Source organism: Mesorhizobium sp. B2-8-5 (assembly GCF_006440675.2).
In the GTDB taxonomy this organism is placed as follows: Bacteria; Pseudomonadota; Alphaproteobacteria; order Rhizobiales; family Rhizobiaceae; genus Mesorhizobium.
Window position 1 is genome coordinate 2,235,837 of the sequence record NZ_CP083951.1, and the last position, 14,305, is coordinate 2,250,141.

Consider the following 14,305-nt stretch of genomic DNA (forward strand, 5'->3'; position numbering starts at 1 on the left):
GTGTTTGGGCGAGAACCGAATAGAAGGGAAGCGCTGCAAAGGTGCGCGGGCGAAAATGGAAAAAGCAGAACTTGAAAGGCTGAAGGACAAGGTGCCCTGCGCTGCGGTGCTGGAGCGCGCGGGGTTCGCCCTCGACGTCAAGGAGAGCACGCGAAAGGCGATGAAGTATCGCCGTGAGGCGTTGATCATCATCGTCATCCATGACGGCAAGGGCTGGTTCGACCCGCTTGGCGACGACAAAGGCGATGTCTTTCGCCTGGTCGAACATCTCGAGAGGGTGCCGTTCGTCGAAGCAATGAACGACGTCGCCAGCCTCGTCGGGTTCGTGCCGTCCGCGCCGGTCTGGCAGCGGGTATCCCGCGAGCGGGAGCCTGACCTGTCGATACCGGAGCGCTGGCACGCACGGCGCAGGCCATGGCGCGGATCGGCGACCTGGCGCTATCTCACCGACGCTCGCCATCTTCCCGACTGCATCGTCCGCGCCGCAATCAGCGCCGGCATTCTGCGCGAAGGCCCGCACGGCTCGATGTGGGCTGCCCATGTCGACACCGACGGCACCGTTACCGGCTGGGAAGAACGCGGACCGGACTGGCGCGGCTTTGCCGCCGGCGGCGCCAAGGTGCTGTGCCGCCTCGGCCGTCCTGATGCGCTGCGCCTTTGCGTGACCGAAGCGGCGATCGATGCCATGAGCCTTGCCGCGCTTGAGGGCCTTCGCGCCGACACGCTCTATCTCAGCACCGGCGGCGGCTGGTCGCCGGCAACCGATGCGGCGCTCCGCGCGCTTGCCGCCAAGCCGGGTGTTGAGCTCGTCGCTGCTACCGACAACAACAAACAGGGCGACATCTATGCCGACCGCCTGCTCGGACTGGGGGAGGAAGCTGGGTGCGGCGGTGATCGCCTTCGACCTGTGGCGGACGACTGGAACGCCGATCTGAGAATGAAAGCGGAAGCAGGAGGGGAGGAAGGAGGGAGCTGCCGCATGCCCGCCGGTCGCCTCAAGGGTGAAGCTTCGCCCGGCTCGCGCCGGCCCTTGACCCGCCCGGGCGGAGAGGCGGCCGCGGGGGAGGGGTCCGGAAGAGCCGAAGAAGATGGTGATCCATAGGGGATGAACCGCGCTCCGGCCCGCACAAGGCCAGGAGCCTCCCCATGACCCAATCCTCCATCCGCAAGATCTACTTCGGCGTCGCCGATCGCCGGCAGATGTTCCGCCTCTTCGACCGCCACGCCCAGCGGCCCAATCGCTGGGAGAATGACGACGGCGGCCTGTTCGCCGGCGAGTGGTTCGAGATCGCGCGAGCCGAGCACGACTACATGCTCGACCTGCTGCCGCCGCTCTGGATGCGCGGCGAGATGTTCGCCCTGCGCGAGTTCCTGACCGAGAGCGTGACCAGCGTCTTCTACACACTGCGCATCGACGGCAGGACGCGCTACTTCCATGCCTATTGCGACCTCGCGCGGCCGCGCTCGCCGGTCGAAATGCGCGACGCCATCGTCGAGCGCGAGTCCTGGCCAGTGAAGGCGATGACGCGTGCGGAGCGCCTCGAGCATGTCTGGAGCGCGACCCATGACGAGTACCGCGGCTACGCCGGGGAGCGCTTCGGAGCCGAGCATCGCGGCAAACGCACCATCCTCGTCTATGGCCTGGGGACGACCGAGCAGAAGCTGCTCGATGACCTGACCGATGACGAGATCGCGGCCAAGCTGCCGGTGCATCTCAGGCACCTCCCCGTCCGCGCAGCGGCGTGAGGGAGGCGGCGATGTTTACCTTCCCGATCGTAGCGGTGCGCAAGGTCATAGAGCGCGGAATTGACGATGCCGCGGCCAATGGCGGCTTCCGCAATCCCTACTACGGCACCCGCCCCGGCGAGGGCGAGAGGCCGGGTCTGTGGCTGGTCGGCGACGAGGGCGTCTACATCATGTCCAACGGCAGGCTCGTCGAAGGGATACGCGCGCTCGTCATCTATGCCGAGCAATGCCACCCCAGGGGCGACATTGACTGGTGCGACTACAAGCGCCGCCACTTCGGCGCCGATGACGGCATCGAGTTCATCGAGGCCGAGCGTCTGCTTCCGCTGTTCGACCGCAACTTGCGGGCTACTCACCTCAACATCGAACTCACCGAGACCGAAATCGCGCTCTCGCTGATCACCCGCTGACTTCCCAACCCACGACGTCGATCGCCTGGCCGACCCGCTCGGCCGGGGGGCTCGCGCGCGCCTTCACGACGAGGATTTCTCCAGATGTCCAACGACGATCCATTCACGCTCGATCTGTTTAACACCACCACGCTCTCGTCGGGCCTCGGTCTCGGCGTCACCGCCTTCGGCAACGACTTCGGCGCTGGCGAGCCCAAAACTAAAGAGACTCCGACGCCCGCCGTGCCGGAGCCACAGCCGGCCTCCCCGCCAGTCCACTCGCCGCGCCGCGCGGCCGGGCTCGGTGGCGATGACTTCGTCCTCCAGACCGATCGCGGTCTTGGCCGGGGCTGGAAGCAGCGAGCCCGCGATAATCTCGATGCGATGCGGCTCGCCGCCGAAATCGAGAGCGCCGATCGGCCCGCGACGCGCGAGGAACAGGCGCGGCTGATCCGCTTCACCGGCTTCGGTGCCTCCGAGCTCGCCAATGCCATGTTTCGCCGTCCCGGCGACGATGGTTTCCGCCCCGGCTGGGACGCGATGGGCGCCGAGCTCGAGGAGATGGTGTCGAGCACCGACTACGCCTCGCTCGCGCGCTGCACGCAGTATGCGCACTTCACGCCAGAGTTCATCGTCCGCGCGATGTGGGCAGGCCTCGTGCGTCTCGGCTGGCGTGGGGGCAGGGTGCTTGAGCCGGGTATCGGCACGGGATTGTTTGTGGCCCTGATGCCGGCAAAGCTGCGCGACCAGGTGCACGTCACCGGCGTCGAGCTCGATCCGGTGACCGTGCGAATTGCCAGGCTACTCCAGCCTCCGGCACGCATTCTCAACGCCGACTTCGCCCGCACCGACTTGCCGGCTGGCTTCGATCTCGCCATCGGCAACCCACCCTTCTCAAACCGTATCGTCCGCTCGGATCGCGCCTATAGGTCGATGGGGCTGCGCCTGCATGATTACTTCATCGCCCGCTCGATCGACCTGTTGAAGCCCGGCGGTCTCGCGGCGTTCGTCACCAGCTCGGGCACCATGGACAAGACGGATTGTTCGGTACGCGAGCACATCGGCAAGACCGCCGATCTCGTCGCCGCCATCCGCCTTCCCGAGGGCAGCTTCCGGGCCGACGCCGGCACCGATGTGGTGGTGGACGTCCTCTTCTTCCGCAAGCGAGGGCACGGCGAGGCCGAAGGCGATCTGTCGTGGCTCGATACCGACGAGGTCCGTCCAGCCCATGGCGACGATGGCGGAGGCAAGCAAGCCATCGAGTGGGTGCTCCGCGTTGCGCGCAACTGTCCCGAAGCTCTGTATTCCAACGATGGTCAGCAGATCCTGAGCTGGGTCGCTGAACTCGATATCGAAGGCTTCGCGCAACTGATCAAAGTTTATCTGATTAACAAGGACCCGCTCGCTAGAGGATTTGGCGCGCTAGCCATCTTCCGGCGATGCCTCGATGATCGAGACTGGTTGTCATTCGCCGAAAATTTGATTGAAGCCGATGCTGAGTATCGCTCTGCAGCAGCTGCGGTCGCCGCTGCCAATTTCGAATCTGCGCGCTCCGGTACCACTTGTACTGATTGGTTGATCCGGTTTTTCGACGATGACGAGACAGCCGTACGACAGGAGGCGTTTGACTGTTTTCGTCGTATGAAGACTGAAGACATCTCAGCTCATGCTGAGGTGTTTAAGGCTTATGCGGCGTCCAAGTATTTCGAGAGCGAGCGAACCTATTTCCTGCATCGGCTTGAACATGCACCTCCTGGTCTCGACGATCTCGTGCTCAACCTCCTTGAAGAAACGGTCAGGAAGAGGAATGATTCTGGTCGGGATCCTCGAGCATATGAATTGCACGAAATCGGCGAACTGGCGCTTAAGATCTATGCTTCAAATAGCGAACATCCAATTCGGCGTACCTGCGCGCTCGGCCTGATCGACCAGTTGGTTGAGCGCGGTCTCATGGGGATACAGAAGCTCGAAGCCGTCTAACCTTTGCGTTAAAACTGAGGCAATTTCAAGAAGACCAATGCGAACGAGTTCGCCGGCGAGATCGTCACCCTCAGCGTCCAGGCCAAGGGCGTGCGCATCGTCCCCGACACCCGGGCCAGCGGCGAGAACGCACAAGCCACCGCGTCGTGGTCGGCAAGGCCGAGATCGGCGCCGCTTGGTCCAAGCGCTCCAACGAGGGTCGCGATTATCTCGGGCTCAAGCTCGACGATCCGAGCTTCACCGCTCCGATCTACGCCAACCTCTTCGCCGACGAAGAAGGCGAGGGCCATAGCCTCATCTGGTCCCGCCCCAACCGCCGCAACTCTGAATAACTGTCAAGCGAGCCCGTTCGACTCCAGTCGGACGGCTTCTTCATTTGCAGTGGTCCTCAGTGGTAAAGCCGCGGTCAGCTGCTCTTTCGCAACAGAATTCCATTGTTGGGCAGTACTTCGATGCCAGCTCTCTCAAGCGCATTCACGATCGCTAATATGTTGTTTGCAATCGGAGTCCGCGCGCCGCGTTCGAAATCAGCGATTGTCTGCCGCGCGACGGTCGCCGCGCGGGCCAGATCATCTTGGCTCCATCCCAACATTGCACGTGCGCCACGGCACTGTTCGGCGCTGAAATTCGCCGCCTTCTCCCCAATATTATGATTGACCTCAATCAATTTGTATAATATCCCTGTCTCGAACTTGCGGTCGAAGAGGGTGCGCGAACACCCTTTTCGACCTGACCAATGCCAAGCTGTGTGGAGCTCGGATCATGGCTGATTCCGACAATACCACGAGTTTGCCTTCCGTCACGCTTGGACGGGAGCTTGACCTCCGTTGACCACAAAGCATCCCAGGCCTTCTGCCGACCGTGCAGCCGAGGACCGGCCGTCAGCCGATCCTGCGGTCCTAATTTCCCTTGCTTGGATTGATGCGTACGTTGCGATGCTTGCTTCCTGTGTTCGGCAGCAGCAGGCCGAGGAGAAGCTCCTGGAGAGCGCCGCGCACTTTTCAACCGGCGAAGTCTGCCGGCGCGGAAAGGGAGCTGACGCGGACCCCGGCTATTTAGATTTGCGAGCGGCGGAGCAGGATGCCGCCGACAAGGCCGACACCCTGTTGGCCGAGCTTGCGGCGACGCCTGCTCAATCGTTGGCAGGCGTGATCGCCAAGCTTGCGGCCGTGGTTCGGGAAGCGAAGAACAACACCGACATCTTCGAATTTCCGCTGCCGCACATCCGTTCGGCCTTGGCCGATCTGCGGCGTCTTACGCAGGACGCGATAAGCGATCAGTCAGCTGGCTTGCGCGCCGGCGACCAATCGATTGGCTCGTTGTTCGAGCAGCCCGCCTCGTCTCTTGCGGCCTGGCGCGCCTTCAGCGCGTGGTGCCAGGGTGACGACGAAGGCTATCGCACCTGGACGCGCACATTCAAAATACTGCAAGGCGCAAGCCAATAGGCATCGCTGACGTCCCGGCCTGATCGTTCGGCCCCGGGTTCTCTCCTCGTCCATTCGTCAATGACGGAATCCAAGGATTTCGCTTAACGCCGCGTCCCCCTATCAAATCCTTGAGAAGGGAAAGACGCGGATGAAGCCCAATACATCGCAGTGGCGTGACCCACAGGCATATGCATTCGTCAAAGGCGCATCCGCCGATGAGATCGCTTGGGAGTTCCTGCGACGCAATCCGCAGTATCAGCAGGACTTCGCAACCTCCCGCTCGGCTAAGGCGATGCGCGCATTACGCGAGCGCTGGGGTTTGCAGTTTCGCCGCCCGGCCTGACCGGTCCGCGGTCGAGCAGCCCGTCTATTGGGCGCCTCAGATTGACCCTGGGGTCGTCAACCTTGTCGAGGCTCCGGCCGAACTGCGCACGAGCCAGGGCAGCACCTCCGGCGTCCAGCTGGCCGCGGGCCGGCGTGACGAGGTCGGCCTTCATATGCGGTCTGGCGGCACACAACTGGCGCTTCTCGGCGACGCGCAGCCAGGTGAACCGCTCGCCGCCATCATACCGCTGGACGACACGGCGCACGAACGGCTGCAAGCCATCGAGCGGTTCATCCGCTCGATCGACAGGCAGCACCTTCCCGACGCCCGCTTGACCGCGGCCCAGCGCCGGCGCCTTGGCCACATGCTGCGATGCCTCGATGGCCGGGAAGAGCAGGCATCCCATTTTGAAGTCGCGACCGCCTTGTTCGGTCGGCGACTGGTCAGCGTCGCCGACTGGCACGACTCGAGTTTTCGCTACCAGACGCATCGCCTCGTGCGCGATGGCCGGACGATGGTTGAGCGCGGCTATCGCCAATTGCTGCGCGCACGAAGGCGCCATTCCTGAAGGCTTCCAACCGCCGCCTGGTCCACCTATTGCACTGTCTTCAGGCTCAGGCCTACCATTCTGAAGTGAACGGGAGTTTTGCGCCCCAAGTAGGTCGTTCCGCTGGTCGGGACGAACTCCAAAAGCTGCCATACTTCGCGTCGGGAGTCCGGCTCAAAAGGCTCAGTGTGCTCATTCGGCACCGTTCTCAGCCGGCTGCGTGTCGAGATAGGCCAGGCGACGGCTGATCATCTCTCGCATCTGCACCAGCGCCGCGCGGTCTGACGGCAATTTGACGAGCTGGAGTAAAGCGGCATGGTCAGCAAAGTCCTGTCCATGGAAGATCCAGTGGTTGATATGGCGCGCGAGCAATTCACGCAGGAATTGGCACATGTGGTGAAGATCGTCGCCCGACCCGCCAGCATGAACATAGTCATTCCTGAGCCGCGCGATATGCTCAAGCTTCCATCTCGATAGCTCGGGCTCGAACTCGGCGAACACCGCACGTTCGAGGACCTTGTCATTGGAGCGACTCTTCGCGTCGGGCTCGACATAGAGCTGTTCGAGCGCCGACCAGTAGCGCAAGAGGCGGTGACTGCTGTCGCGAGTCGCGAAGCCGTCCTGGAGCAGCATGATTGCCCGAACCAGCACATCGCATAACGGATGTGCATCAAGCGCGGCAAGGGCCTTGCGCGCCCAAGGGACGACCTGGAGGATGCGCTGCATCGGCGGCGGGAACCGTTCCCATGCCTCCTCCTCGTAATCAGGATTGAACCAGATGCGATCCTCACCGCGGAATTCCTTTTTTCGGAACACGAACTGATTTGGCCCGGGCCAGAGCTTGCCCTCGGTCGAATTGCGCCCGCCCCAATGGGTGTGCCGTCGCCAAGTTTCGTAGAGGTTGAGAAGCCCGTACATGAGCTGGAGCGCATCCATCATCCGATCAACCGCGCGATCCTCGTTCCGGTCGTCACATGCGAGGATCACATGCCCGTAGAAATCGGGCTTGCGCGGATAAATACGACCGACGCCGTTCAGAAGATATTCTTCGCGCTGCAACCAAGCGGGCAGATGCGAGGCGGTGCGAAGCTTCACTCCACGCCAAGCAAGCGTGAACCCCTTGCTGTGCGCCATGTCGCGGGCCCGGAATTTCGTCCATAGGGTATAGGGGTCCTGCGGCACGGCGAGCGCCTTCTTCTGAATTGCGGTTGCGTGTTTGATTATTGCCTCGGAGTTCATCGTGCCGGCCCGGCGGCATTCTCGGAGCGCCTTGGAGAACAGGCCGATCGCTTCCGAACGGCGAATCATGGGGCTCACAACGAAAGCGTCAGGCAAGATCTCGTACAGCTCCCTGAAGTCGTAGCGCTTGTAGCTGAGACCACCTTTGCTCAGTTCGGTGTTCACCTCATATTCGCGTAGTAAAGCGTTGAGCATCCGGTCAGACACCCATTTCGTGCTTCGGCTAATCTTCACGGTCCCCAGCCCTCCGAGGCGCGAACATGCGCCAAATCGAGAATAGAAGCCACATTCGAACCGAATTCGAACCTGGATTGCCTTTCTCGCCAGCAGGAGGTCCGAAGCCACGTCCAGGATCCGGCGATCACGCCTGCGAATGGCCAGTCCGCTTGCGGCCCCAACGCCGCCTCACCTTCGTCGATTGGCAGTGGACCAGTTGATCAGTTACAACTGCCGAGAGGGTGAACAAGCGACGGCATATGTCGGCGAGTGCTTATGCAATGACTGGATTCATCTCATGGGCACTGGCCCTGCTGATCGTCATGGAAGTCATCCGGACCTACCTGGTGATCTCGAGGCAAGTCCCGGCAAACGGCTTCACGCCAGACAACGCAACACTCTCCCCATTCATGCAGAGGTTTGCCCGCGCCCACGCCAACTGCATTGAAGGGCTTCCGATCTTCGGAGGTCTGATCGGAGTCTCCATCATGATTTCAAAAACAGAGGTCACGGATCCCTTGGCCTACACGCTGTTAGGCGCGCGAATCGTGCAGTCGATGATCCACCTCGTCTCGACCAACCGGCTCGGGGTCAGTCTCAGGTTCAGCGCGTTCGCCGTCCAAATGGCGATTGGTGCATATTGGTCTCGGATGCTGCTGACCTGAGGAGTGGCGCGACCTAAGAACGACCGCGATGTTCCAAATGAAAACCCGCCGCCAGAAGTCAGCGGGTCAAAGAAAGAGTTTGGAAGTCAAGGAGCCATCTGGCTGAAATCAATGTCCAAACCGGGGAAAGGTTCTTTTCCGGATCCAGGACATTCGGCCGTCGGACCACTGTTTTCGATGCGTTGCAATCGCGCTGCGACTGCCCTTATTGGCTGGAAAGCGTCCATCTGGCGGACTAGACTTGGCGAGCATGCTGGAACCGCTGGGATCGAACCTATGGATTGCGGATGGCGGAATCGTCTCGTTCAAAGGATTCGATTATCCAACACGCATGGCCGTTGTGCGCCTTGCCGATGGGGGACTGTGGTTGTGGTCGCCGGTCGAAAGGACGGCTGCGATCGAGGCTGAGATTCGAGCTCTGGGGCCTGTTCGGCATATAGTCAGCCCCAATAAGCTACACTATCTGTTCCTAGGCGAGTGGCAGGCCGCGTTCCCGGACGCGAGTTTATGGGCGACCGTGGCGACAATCGCCAAGTGCAAGGAACTTCATTTTTCCCGAGCTCTGACCGACGAGCCGCCAGCCGAATGGAAAGGACAGATCGACCAGTTCTATTTCACCAATTCACCATTCATGGACGAACTGATCTTCTTTCACCACGCATCGCGCACCGTCATCATCGCCGACCTCTCGCAGACCTTCAGCGAGACGTTCTTGAAACGCCATTGGCCCTGGTGGATGCGGCCAATCGCAAGACTTTCGAAAATGGTCGAAGGATGGGGCTATCCGCCGATCGACTATCGGATCAGTTTCCGCAACCGTGCAACCGCGCGCCCAAAGATTCGTGAGTTGATCGGACAACATCCCGAGAACGTCGTCGTGGCGCACGGCGAGATCGTCAGGACGGGTGGCGAAGCCTTTCTTCGGCGTGCCTTTTCATGGCTGCTCCAGTAGGAGCGCGTGTCTGGACCAGCTCCGATAGCAGCCAGCAACGGCATTACCCAGTCATGCACGCGGAGACAAGGTCGATCCGATCCGCAATCGCCAGATGGATCCAGGCTCTGATGCGGCACATGTCAGGCCGTGGTGGACATCAGCACCGGCGAAACGGTCCACATCATCTCCTAGTCGCAGATGATCCCATCGTCCCCGTCTTCCATTTCTCGGAGCGCACCAACGACCTCTCGAACGGGCTGATCTGGCCGAAGGACGGCTGCGCCTCGACCGCCTATGCCGCAATGACGCATCGCGAGTTTCTTCCCCTGGGCGAAGCCCATTCCTCGCGCAACCAAGAAACGCGCGCCTGCGCCATCCTGCGCTTTGCTGCGGTCGCAAGCGATGCGGCAGCGGTCGCCTTCGGCCTCAAGATCGCCATCGAGGCCGCATGGTGCGGGCTCGGAAACGAGAACGGAGACTGAAAATGGCTACCATCGGGACCTTCAAGAAGACCAATGCGAACGAGTTCGCCGGCGAGATCGTCACCCTCAGCGTCCAGGCCAAAGGGGTGCGCATCGTCCCCGACACCCGGGCCAGCGGCGAGAACGCTCCAAGCCACCGCGTTGTGGTCGGCAAGGCCGAGATCGGCGCCGCCTGGTCCAAGCGCTCCAACGAGGGCCGCGATTATCTCGGACTCAAGCTGGACGATCCGAGCTTCACCGCCCCGATCTACGCCAACCTCTTCGCCGACGAGGAAGGCGAGGGCCACAGCCTCATCTGGTCCCGCCCCAACCGCCGCAACGGCGAGTGAACTTGGAGATGCCTCGCCCGCTACCGGGCGAGGCATCTTCTGCCGGTGATCGCGCAAGCTCTCCGCGCCGCCGGCCGCCATGACGGGCTTCTTATCATCAGATACGTTGCTGATGCGCGACGGCGTGAAGATGGTCGAGCGCCGCTACCGCCGATTGCTGCGCGCTCGCCGGCGCCGCTCCTGAAGGCCTCTTAGCGGTGCGAAATAGCGCCCCTCAATTGCGCACCTGATCACCGTCCCCACGCTCCTCCATCCTGGCCATCGATTGCCGTTCAACCGCAACGGCCGGAAGGAGACACCTTATGAACGCCGCCGCCGCGCCATTGCCGCCGCGCTACCTGCGCACTTCGGAAGCTGCGCATTTCCTCAGTCTTTCTGCGCGCACCCTGGAAAAACACCGCACCTATGGGACCGGGCCTGCCTATCGCAAACTTGGCGGCCGCGTCGTCTACGCCGTCGACGACCTCCAGGCCTGGGTTCAGCGCGGCGCGAAGACCTCGACATCCGATCCGCATGGCTCGGTGCTGCCCGCCAAGCCTCAGGCCGCCCGCCTGATCCCCTATGCCGGGCGCGAAAGGCGTTGAGCCCGCTGATCTCCCCCTTGTCGGCCAGACCACGTCAACCATTGGAGCGCGAACAGCTCGACCTGTTCCAGGCGCTGCCGGGCGTCGTCGCGCCACGCGATGCGCAGGACCTCATGGCCTATCCCTTCTTCTCCCTCGGCAAATCCAGGCGCGTCGTGCCGATCGACTTTCGCGCCGGCGATGTGGCGATCCGTGTCGAAGCTATGCCCGATCACGGCATGGCGACGATCTGGGATGCCGATATCCTGATCTGGGCCGCGAGCCAGATCGTCAGCGCGCGGGACGCCGGATTGCGCACGTCGCGCCTGATGGCCGCGACGCCATACGAGATGCTTACCTTCATCGGCCGCGGTGTCTCGAAGCGAGATTACCTGCGCCTCAAGGCGGCACTCGATCGCCTGCAGTCGACAAGCGTCGTCACCTCCATCCGCCAACCCGCGGAGGGCCGGCGCCATCGTTTCTCGTGGATCAACGAATGGCAGGAGCGCTGCGGTCGAAACGGCCGCCCGCTCGGCGTCGAATTGATCCTGCCGGATTGGTTCTATCGCGCCGTCATGGACGACGCCCTGATTCTGACCATCGATCGCGCCTATTTCGGGCTGACCGGCGGCCTGGAGCGCTGGCTCTATCGGCTGGTGCGCAAGCATGGCGGGCGCCAGCGCGCCGGCTGGCGTTTCGAGATCAGCCACCTGCATCGGAAGTCCGGCAGCCTCTCGCCGCTCAAGCGCTTCGCCTTCGAGCTGCGTGACATCGTGCGCCGCCAACCGCTTCCCGGGTACCTTCTGTTCACGGAGGTCGAAGCCAGCGGCCGTGTGCTGTTGGCTTTCGAACCGGCGCCGACGCTTGTTGACAGGATCGTGCCATCAGGAACCCGAACTATCGTGCCATCGGGAACCGCATCGTCGTGCTTTCGGGAACCGCGATTTGGCTTAAGGGACGGGGCCGAAATGGGAAATCGCGCTCCTAACTTAGAGTCTAACTCCCAATCTAACAGTCTTGCGGAGAAGCCGCGGACTGGCGGCGGGGAGCAGAAGCGGAGGTGCGTTGGCCGGCGCGAGAGAGACGACACATGATGCCGTCTTCCCAACCGACGCCGCGTGGCGGCCTCACGACGGTCGAGCTGATCTGGATCGAGAAGCGGATCGAGCACCGCATCCGCTTCGGATGCCCTGCGCACGAGACGATCATCGACAAGCGGCGCCGCGTCGTCGGATTTGCGCCGGGCAGTGTCTTTGCGTTCGTGCGCTGGGCGGCGAATGACTTTGGCACTGTCGTTTCGCGCATCGACATCGTGCGCGCCGTCTTGCCCGCTGAACCTTTTCAGACGCTGCCTTACATCCGGCCAGGCGCCGAGATCCTGCTCAAGATCGCAGGCTGGGGCAAGGTTGAGCGGGTTCTCCAACTGATCGATGCGATCGAGGCGATCGGCCTCGATCCGGTCGACGCCGCCCCTGAGTACTGGCGTCAGACCCACAACCGAATGGTTGCCGGCGGAACGCCGTGTGCCTATTCGCTCGAGCAGCACCAGGCCTTTCTGTTGCGCAAGCGAGCGACATCATGAGCCGCGCCGCTTGCATGGCCGCGACGCTTGCGGCCGTCGTCGCGACGGCCGCTCCGGCTGCCGTGGAAATGCCGCCGCTGCTGCTATGGAACGCGTCGGCCAGCGCGCCCCTCGGGCTCTATGCGATCCGGAAAATGGCCGTTCCGGCGGCTGGCGCGCTCGCCGTCATCGAACCGCCAGAGACCGTCGCTCGGTTCGCCGCCGAGCGCGGCTACCTTCCGCTTGGTGTGCCAATGCTGAAGCGCATTGAAGGGCTTCCTGGACAGGAAGTTTGTCGCGTTGCCGGCGTCATCACGGTCGACGGGATCGCGATCGGCACCGCACTGGAGCGCGATCGTAACGGACGCGCGCTGCCTGACTGGCAGGGCTGCCGCACTATCGCCGCCGCCGAAATCTTCGTCATGAACCGGAAGGTCCAGGACAGTCTCGACGGCCGCTATTTCGGCCCGTTCCCGGCGAGCTCGATCGTCGGACGCGCGCTGCCGCTTTGGACAGACGAGAGGGGCGATGGCCACTACACCTGGCTCGCTCCCGCGAACTGAAATTCAGCACATCCAACAACAGGAAGGAGATAGTCCATGGCCGAGATCGGCGTCTTCCAGGAAACGGAATCCGGTTATTCCGGACGCATTCGAACACTGCTGGTGGACGTCGAGCTGGTGCTCGTCCCGATCAGGACGTCCAGCGGCAATGCGCCGGATTTTCGCATCCACATCGGCGATGGCAGCGGCCCCGAGGTCGGCGCGGCCTGGAAGGAAACCGGGCAGACGGCTGGCGACTATCTGTCTTGTCGACTGGAGGATCCGCTGTTTGGTCGACGCTTTCGCGCCGGTCTCTTCCGATCCGACGACGGTTCCTGGTCGCTGCGCTGGATCCGGCCGAAATGGCGGCCGGAGCGCGCTCGATGAGTGGGCTATCGGCGCCGAGATATGCGGACGAAAGCCGCCCCGTCAGTTGCTTGCCTGGTCGGAGGCAAGCACGTTGGCTTGTCGCTGGCACGCTGATCCTCTGCCACGCGATCACGGGGGCGGCCGCACAATCCGCGCCGGTCTCCCACAAATCCGCCGACGATCCATATGCCGCCCATATCGCCGAGGCGTCGCATCGCTTCCGCGTTCCTCAGCTCTGGATACGGGCGGTCATGCACCTCGAGAGCGCCCGCGACCCGCGTGCCGTGTCGCGAAAGGGTGCAGTGGGTCTGATGCAGATCATGCCCGAAACCTGGGCCGAGCTGCGCCTTCGTCACCAGCTCGGCAGCGATCCCTATGATCCGCACGACAACATCCTTGCCGGCACCGCCTATCTTCGCGAACTCTATGATCGATACGGTTCACCGGGCTTTCTTGCCGCCTACAATGCGGGGCCGGGGCGCTACGAAGCCTCCTTGAGGGGCCGCCCGCTGCCGGCCGAAACCCGGGCCTATGTTGCAAAGCTTCGCCCTTTGTCGGGCGGCGGTGATGCGACCGGCGCGCTCATCGCCAGCCATAGCAAGGCCGTCACCCGGAAGACCGCGCCGCTGTTCATAGTGCGGTCGGGGTCCCTGGCCGGTTCCGGTCTTTCGTCCGGAGAACACGCTTCCGTCGACGTCTCATCGTCACCGTTGGTGGGCAAACTTTTCGCGGCCAGTTCGCAGCCGCGGCAACTGTTCACTGGGTCCGACCTGCGGAGAGCGCAGCGATGACGGAGTCTCAGTCACATCGCATCCCGGCCTCTCGTTGGGCGTCGCGGCCTTTGATGCGCATAGGCCACGAGATAACAACCGAGGGATGGCAAGATAAAAGGGCGCACATTGTGCTGCGGTCGGTTGGTTGCATTTGCTGGGTTTTTTGCCGCTTCCCGCACATTGCAGCGCCACGGCGCAATGTGCTGAGAACAGGCAAA

The 14,305-nt window shown here is 62.7% G+C and carries 18 protein-coding genes and 2 pseudogenes; 18 read left to right on the plus strand and 2 right to left on the minus strand.

Going from position 1 to position 14,305, the window contains the following annotated elements:
• The first annotated feature begins 55 nt into the window (after window positions 1-55).
• The 5 genes and pseudogenes from FJ430_RS10765 (at window position 56) to FJ430_RS10785 (ending at window position 4,447) form a co-directional block, all read left to right on the plus strand.
• Window positions 56-1,102, plus strand: coding sequence for a DUF3991 and toprim domain-containing protein (locus FJ430_RS10765; protein ID WP_140708256.1), 1,047 nt, complete (start codon window positions 56-58; stop codon window positions 1,100-1,102).
• 44 nt (window positions 1,103-1,146) lie between these two features.
• Entirely contained in the window at window positions 1,147-1,746 is a 600-nt protein-coding gene (locus FJ430_RS10770; RefSeq protein ID WP_140708254.1) for a DUF1419 domain-containing protein, read from the plus strand.
• An 11-nt stretch (window positions 1,747-1,757) separates the two neighbouring features.
• A complete protein-coding gene (locus FJ430_RS10775) occupies window positions 1,758-2,156 on the plus strand; it encodes a DUF3085 domain-containing protein (protein ID WP_140708252.1) in 399 nt (132 codons plus the stop codon).
• A gap of 84 nt (window positions 2,157-2,240) precedes the next feature.
• Window positions 2,241-3,377: pseudogene (locus FJ430_RS10780) on the plus strand (N-6 DNA methylase); the annotation flags it as partial.
• A 798-nt stretch (window positions 3,378-4,175) separates the two neighbouring features.
• A pseudogene (locus tag FJ430_RS10785) lies at window positions 4,176-4,447 on the plus strand (DUF736 domain-containing protein).
• A 74-nt stretch (window positions 4,448-4,521) separates the two neighbouring features.
• On the opposite strand, the gene FJ430_RS10790 reads toward FJ430_RS10785, so the two are convergent.
• The gene (locus FJ430_RS10790) at window positions 4,522-4,782 is read right to left on the minus strand and encodes a helix-turn-helix transcriptional regulator (protein ID WP_226892138.1); all 261 of its coding nucleotides are present in this window, start codon (window positions 4,780-4,782) and stop codon (window positions 4,522-4,524) included.
• Window positions 4,783-4,942: 160 nt separating this feature from the next.
• Between FJ430_RS10790 and FJ430_RS10795 the strand changes: the two genes are divergently transcribed.
• The 3 genes from FJ430_RS10795 (at window position 4,943) to FJ430_RS10805 (ending at window position 6,435) form a co-directional block, all read left to right on the plus strand.
• The gene (locus tag FJ430_RS10795; protein WP_226892139.1) at window positions 4,943-5,560 is read left to right on the plus strand and encodes a hypothetical protein; all 618 of its coding nucleotides are present in this window, start codon (window positions 4,943-4,945) and stop codon (window positions 5,558-5,560) included.
• A 130-nt stretch (window positions 5,561-5,690) separates the two neighbouring features.
• Window positions 5,691-5,885, plus strand: coding sequence for a transcriptional regulator domain-containing protein (locus tag FJ430_RS10800; protein WP_140708248.1), 195 nt, complete (start codon window positions 5,691-5,693; stop codon window positions 5,883-5,885).
• A gap of 154 nt (window positions 5,886-6,039) precedes the next feature.
• Window positions 6,040-6,435 carry a DUF2285 domain-containing protein gene (locus FJ430_RS10805; protein ID WP_226892140.1) on the plus strand — a complete coding sequence of 132 codons (396 nt, stop codon included), beginning with the start codon at window positions 6,040-6,042 and terminating at the stop codon, window positions 6,433-6,435.
• 171 nt (window positions 6,436-6,606) lie between these two features.
• Here the strand turns inward: FJ430_RS10805 and FJ430_RS10810 are convergent, their stop codons facing one another.
• Window positions 6,607-7,998: a hypothetical protein gene (locus FJ430_RS10810; RefSeq protein ID WP_140708246.1), complete on the minus strand. Its 1,392-nt coding sequence runs from the start codon at window positions 7,996-7,998 to the stop codon at window positions 6,607-6,609.
• Window positions 7,999-8,150: 152 nt separating this feature from the next.
• On the opposite strand from FJ430_RS10810, the gene FJ430_RS10815 reads away from it, so the two are divergent.
• From FJ430_RS10815 to FJ430_RS10860, 10 genes are all read left to right on the plus strand, one after another.
• Window positions 8,151-8,534, plus strand: a complete 384-nt coding sequence (locus FJ430_RS10815) for an MAPEG family protein (protein ID WP_210242105.1) — start codon at window positions 8,151-8,153, stop codon at window positions 8,532-8,534.
• Between the two features lie 250 nt (window positions 8,535-8,784).
• Entirely contained in the window at window positions 8,785-9,486 is a 702-nt protein-coding gene (locus FJ430_RS10820; RefSeq protein ID WP_226892229.1) for a DUF4336 domain-containing protein, read from the plus strand.
• A gap of 119 nt (window positions 9,487-9,605) precedes the next feature.
• On the plus strand, window positions 9,606-9,950 hold the full coding sequence (locus FJ430_RS10825) for a hypothetical protein (protein ID WP_140708240.1): 345 nt from the start codon (window positions 9,606-9,608) through the stop codon (window positions 9,948-9,950).
• A 2-nt stretch (window positions 9,951-9,952) separates the two neighbouring features.
• Entirely contained in the window at window positions 9,953-10,279 is a 327-nt protein-coding gene (locus FJ430_RS10830; protein WP_181175510.1) for a DUF736 domain-containing protein, read from the plus strand.
• A gap of 302 nt (window positions 10,280-10,581) precedes the next feature.
• Window positions 10,582-10,863 carry a helix-turn-helix transcriptional regulator gene (locus tag FJ430_RS10835; protein ID WP_140708238.1) on the plus strand — a complete coding sequence of 94 codons (282 nt, stop codon included), beginning with the start codon at window positions 10,582-10,584 and terminating at the stop codon, window positions 10,861-10,863.
• 17 nt (window positions 10,864-10,880) lie between these two features.
• Window positions 10,881-11,936 (plus strand): replication initiator protein A, encoded by a 1,056-nt coding sequence (locus tag FJ430_RS10840; protein ID WP_140708397.1) that lies wholly within the window; start codon window positions 10,881-10,883, stop codon window positions 11,934-11,936.
• A complete protein-coding gene (locus tag FJ430_RS10845; RefSeq protein ID WP_140708236.1) occupies window positions 11,933-12,424 on the plus strand; it encodes a DUF2840 domain-containing protein in 492 nt (163 codons plus the stop codon). Before FJ430_RS10840 ends, FJ430_RS10845 begins: the two co-directional genes overlap by 4 nt.
• Window positions 12,421-12,966, plus strand: a complete 546-nt coding sequence (locus tag FJ430_RS10850) for a S26 family signal peptidase (protein ID WP_140708234.1) — start codon at window positions 12,421-12,423, stop codon at window positions 12,964-12,966. The genes FJ430_RS10845 and FJ430_RS10850 overlap by 4 nt, the downstream gene beginning before the upstream one ends.
• Before the next feature lie 36 nt (window positions 12,967-13,002).
• On the plus strand, window positions 13,003-13,332 hold the full coding sequence (locus tag FJ430_RS10855) for a DUF736 domain-containing protein (protein WP_140708232.1): 330 nt from the start codon (window positions 13,003-13,005) through the stop codon (window positions 13,330-13,332).
• Window positions 13,329-14,105, plus strand: a complete 777-nt coding sequence (locus tag FJ430_RS10860) for a lytic transglycosylase domain-containing protein (RefSeq protein WP_140708230.1) — start codon at window positions 13,329-13,331, stop codon at window positions 14,103-14,105. Before FJ430_RS10855 ends, FJ430_RS10860 begins: the two co-directional genes overlap by 4 nt.
• Window positions 14,106-14,305: the final 200 nt, after the last annotated feature.

What these genes read in the sequence shown, in the direction of transcription:
- FJ430_RS10855 (WP_140708232.1), top strand. Translation starts at nt 13,003, where the DNA reads ATGGCCGAGATCGGCGTCTTCCAGGAAACGGAATCCGGTTATTCCGGA.
- FJ430_RS10765 (WP_140708256.1), top strand. Translation starts at nt 56, where the DNA reads ATGGAAAAAGCAGAACTTGAAAGGCTGAAGGACAAGGTGCCCTGCGCT.
- FJ430_RS10850 (WP_140708234.1), top strand. Translation starts at nt 12,421, where the DNA reads ATGAGCCGCGCCGCTTGCATGGCCGCGACGCTTGCGGCCGTCGTCGCG.
- FJ430_RS10770 (WP_140708254.1), top strand. Translation starts at nt 1,147, where the DNA reads ATGACCCAATCCTCCATCCGCAAGATCTACTTCGGCGTCGCCGATCGC.
- FJ430_RS10825 (WP_140708240.1), top strand. Translation starts at nt 9,606, where the DNA reads ATGTCAGGCCGTGGTGGACATCAGCACCGGCGAAACGGTCCACATCAT.
- FJ430_RS10835 (WP_140708238.1), top strand. Translation starts at nt 10,582, where the DNA reads ATGAACGCCGCCGCCGCGCCATTGCCGCCGCGCTACCTGCGCACTTCG.
- FJ430_RS10845 (WP_140708236.1), top strand. Translation starts at nt 11,933, where the DNA reads ATGATGCCGTCTTCCCAACCGACGCCGCGTGGCGGCCTCACGACGGTC.
- FJ430_RS10860 (WP_140708230.1), top strand. Translation starts at nt 13,329, where the DNA reads ATGAGTGGGCTATCGGCGCCGAGATATGCGGACGAAAGCCGCCCCGTC.
- FJ430_RS10815 (WP_210242105.1), top strand. Translation starts at nt 8,151, where the DNA reads ATGACTGGATTCATCTCATGGGCACTGGCCCTGCTGATCGTCATGGAA.
- FJ430_RS10820 (WP_226892229.1), top strand. Translation starts at nt 8,785, where the DNA reads ATGCTGGAACCGCTGGGATCGAACCTATGGATTGCGGATGGCGGAATC.
- FJ430_RS10830 (WP_181175510.1), top strand. Translation starts at nt 9,953, where the DNA reads ATGGCTACCATCGGGACCTTCAAGAAGACCAATGCGAACGAGTTCGCC.
- FJ430_RS10775 (WP_140708252.1), top strand. Translation starts at nt 1,758, where the DNA reads ATGTTTACCTTCCCGATCGTAGCGGTGCGCAAGGTCATAGAGCGCGGA.
- FJ430_RS10805 (WP_226892140.1), top strand. Translation starts at nt 6,040, where the DNA reads ATGCGGTCTGGCGGCACACAACTGGCGCTTCTCGGCGACGCGCAGCCA.
- FJ430_RS10800 (WP_140708248.1), top strand. Translation starts at nt 5,691, where the DNA reads ATGAAGCCCAATACATCGCAGTGGCGTGACCCACAGGCATATGCATTC.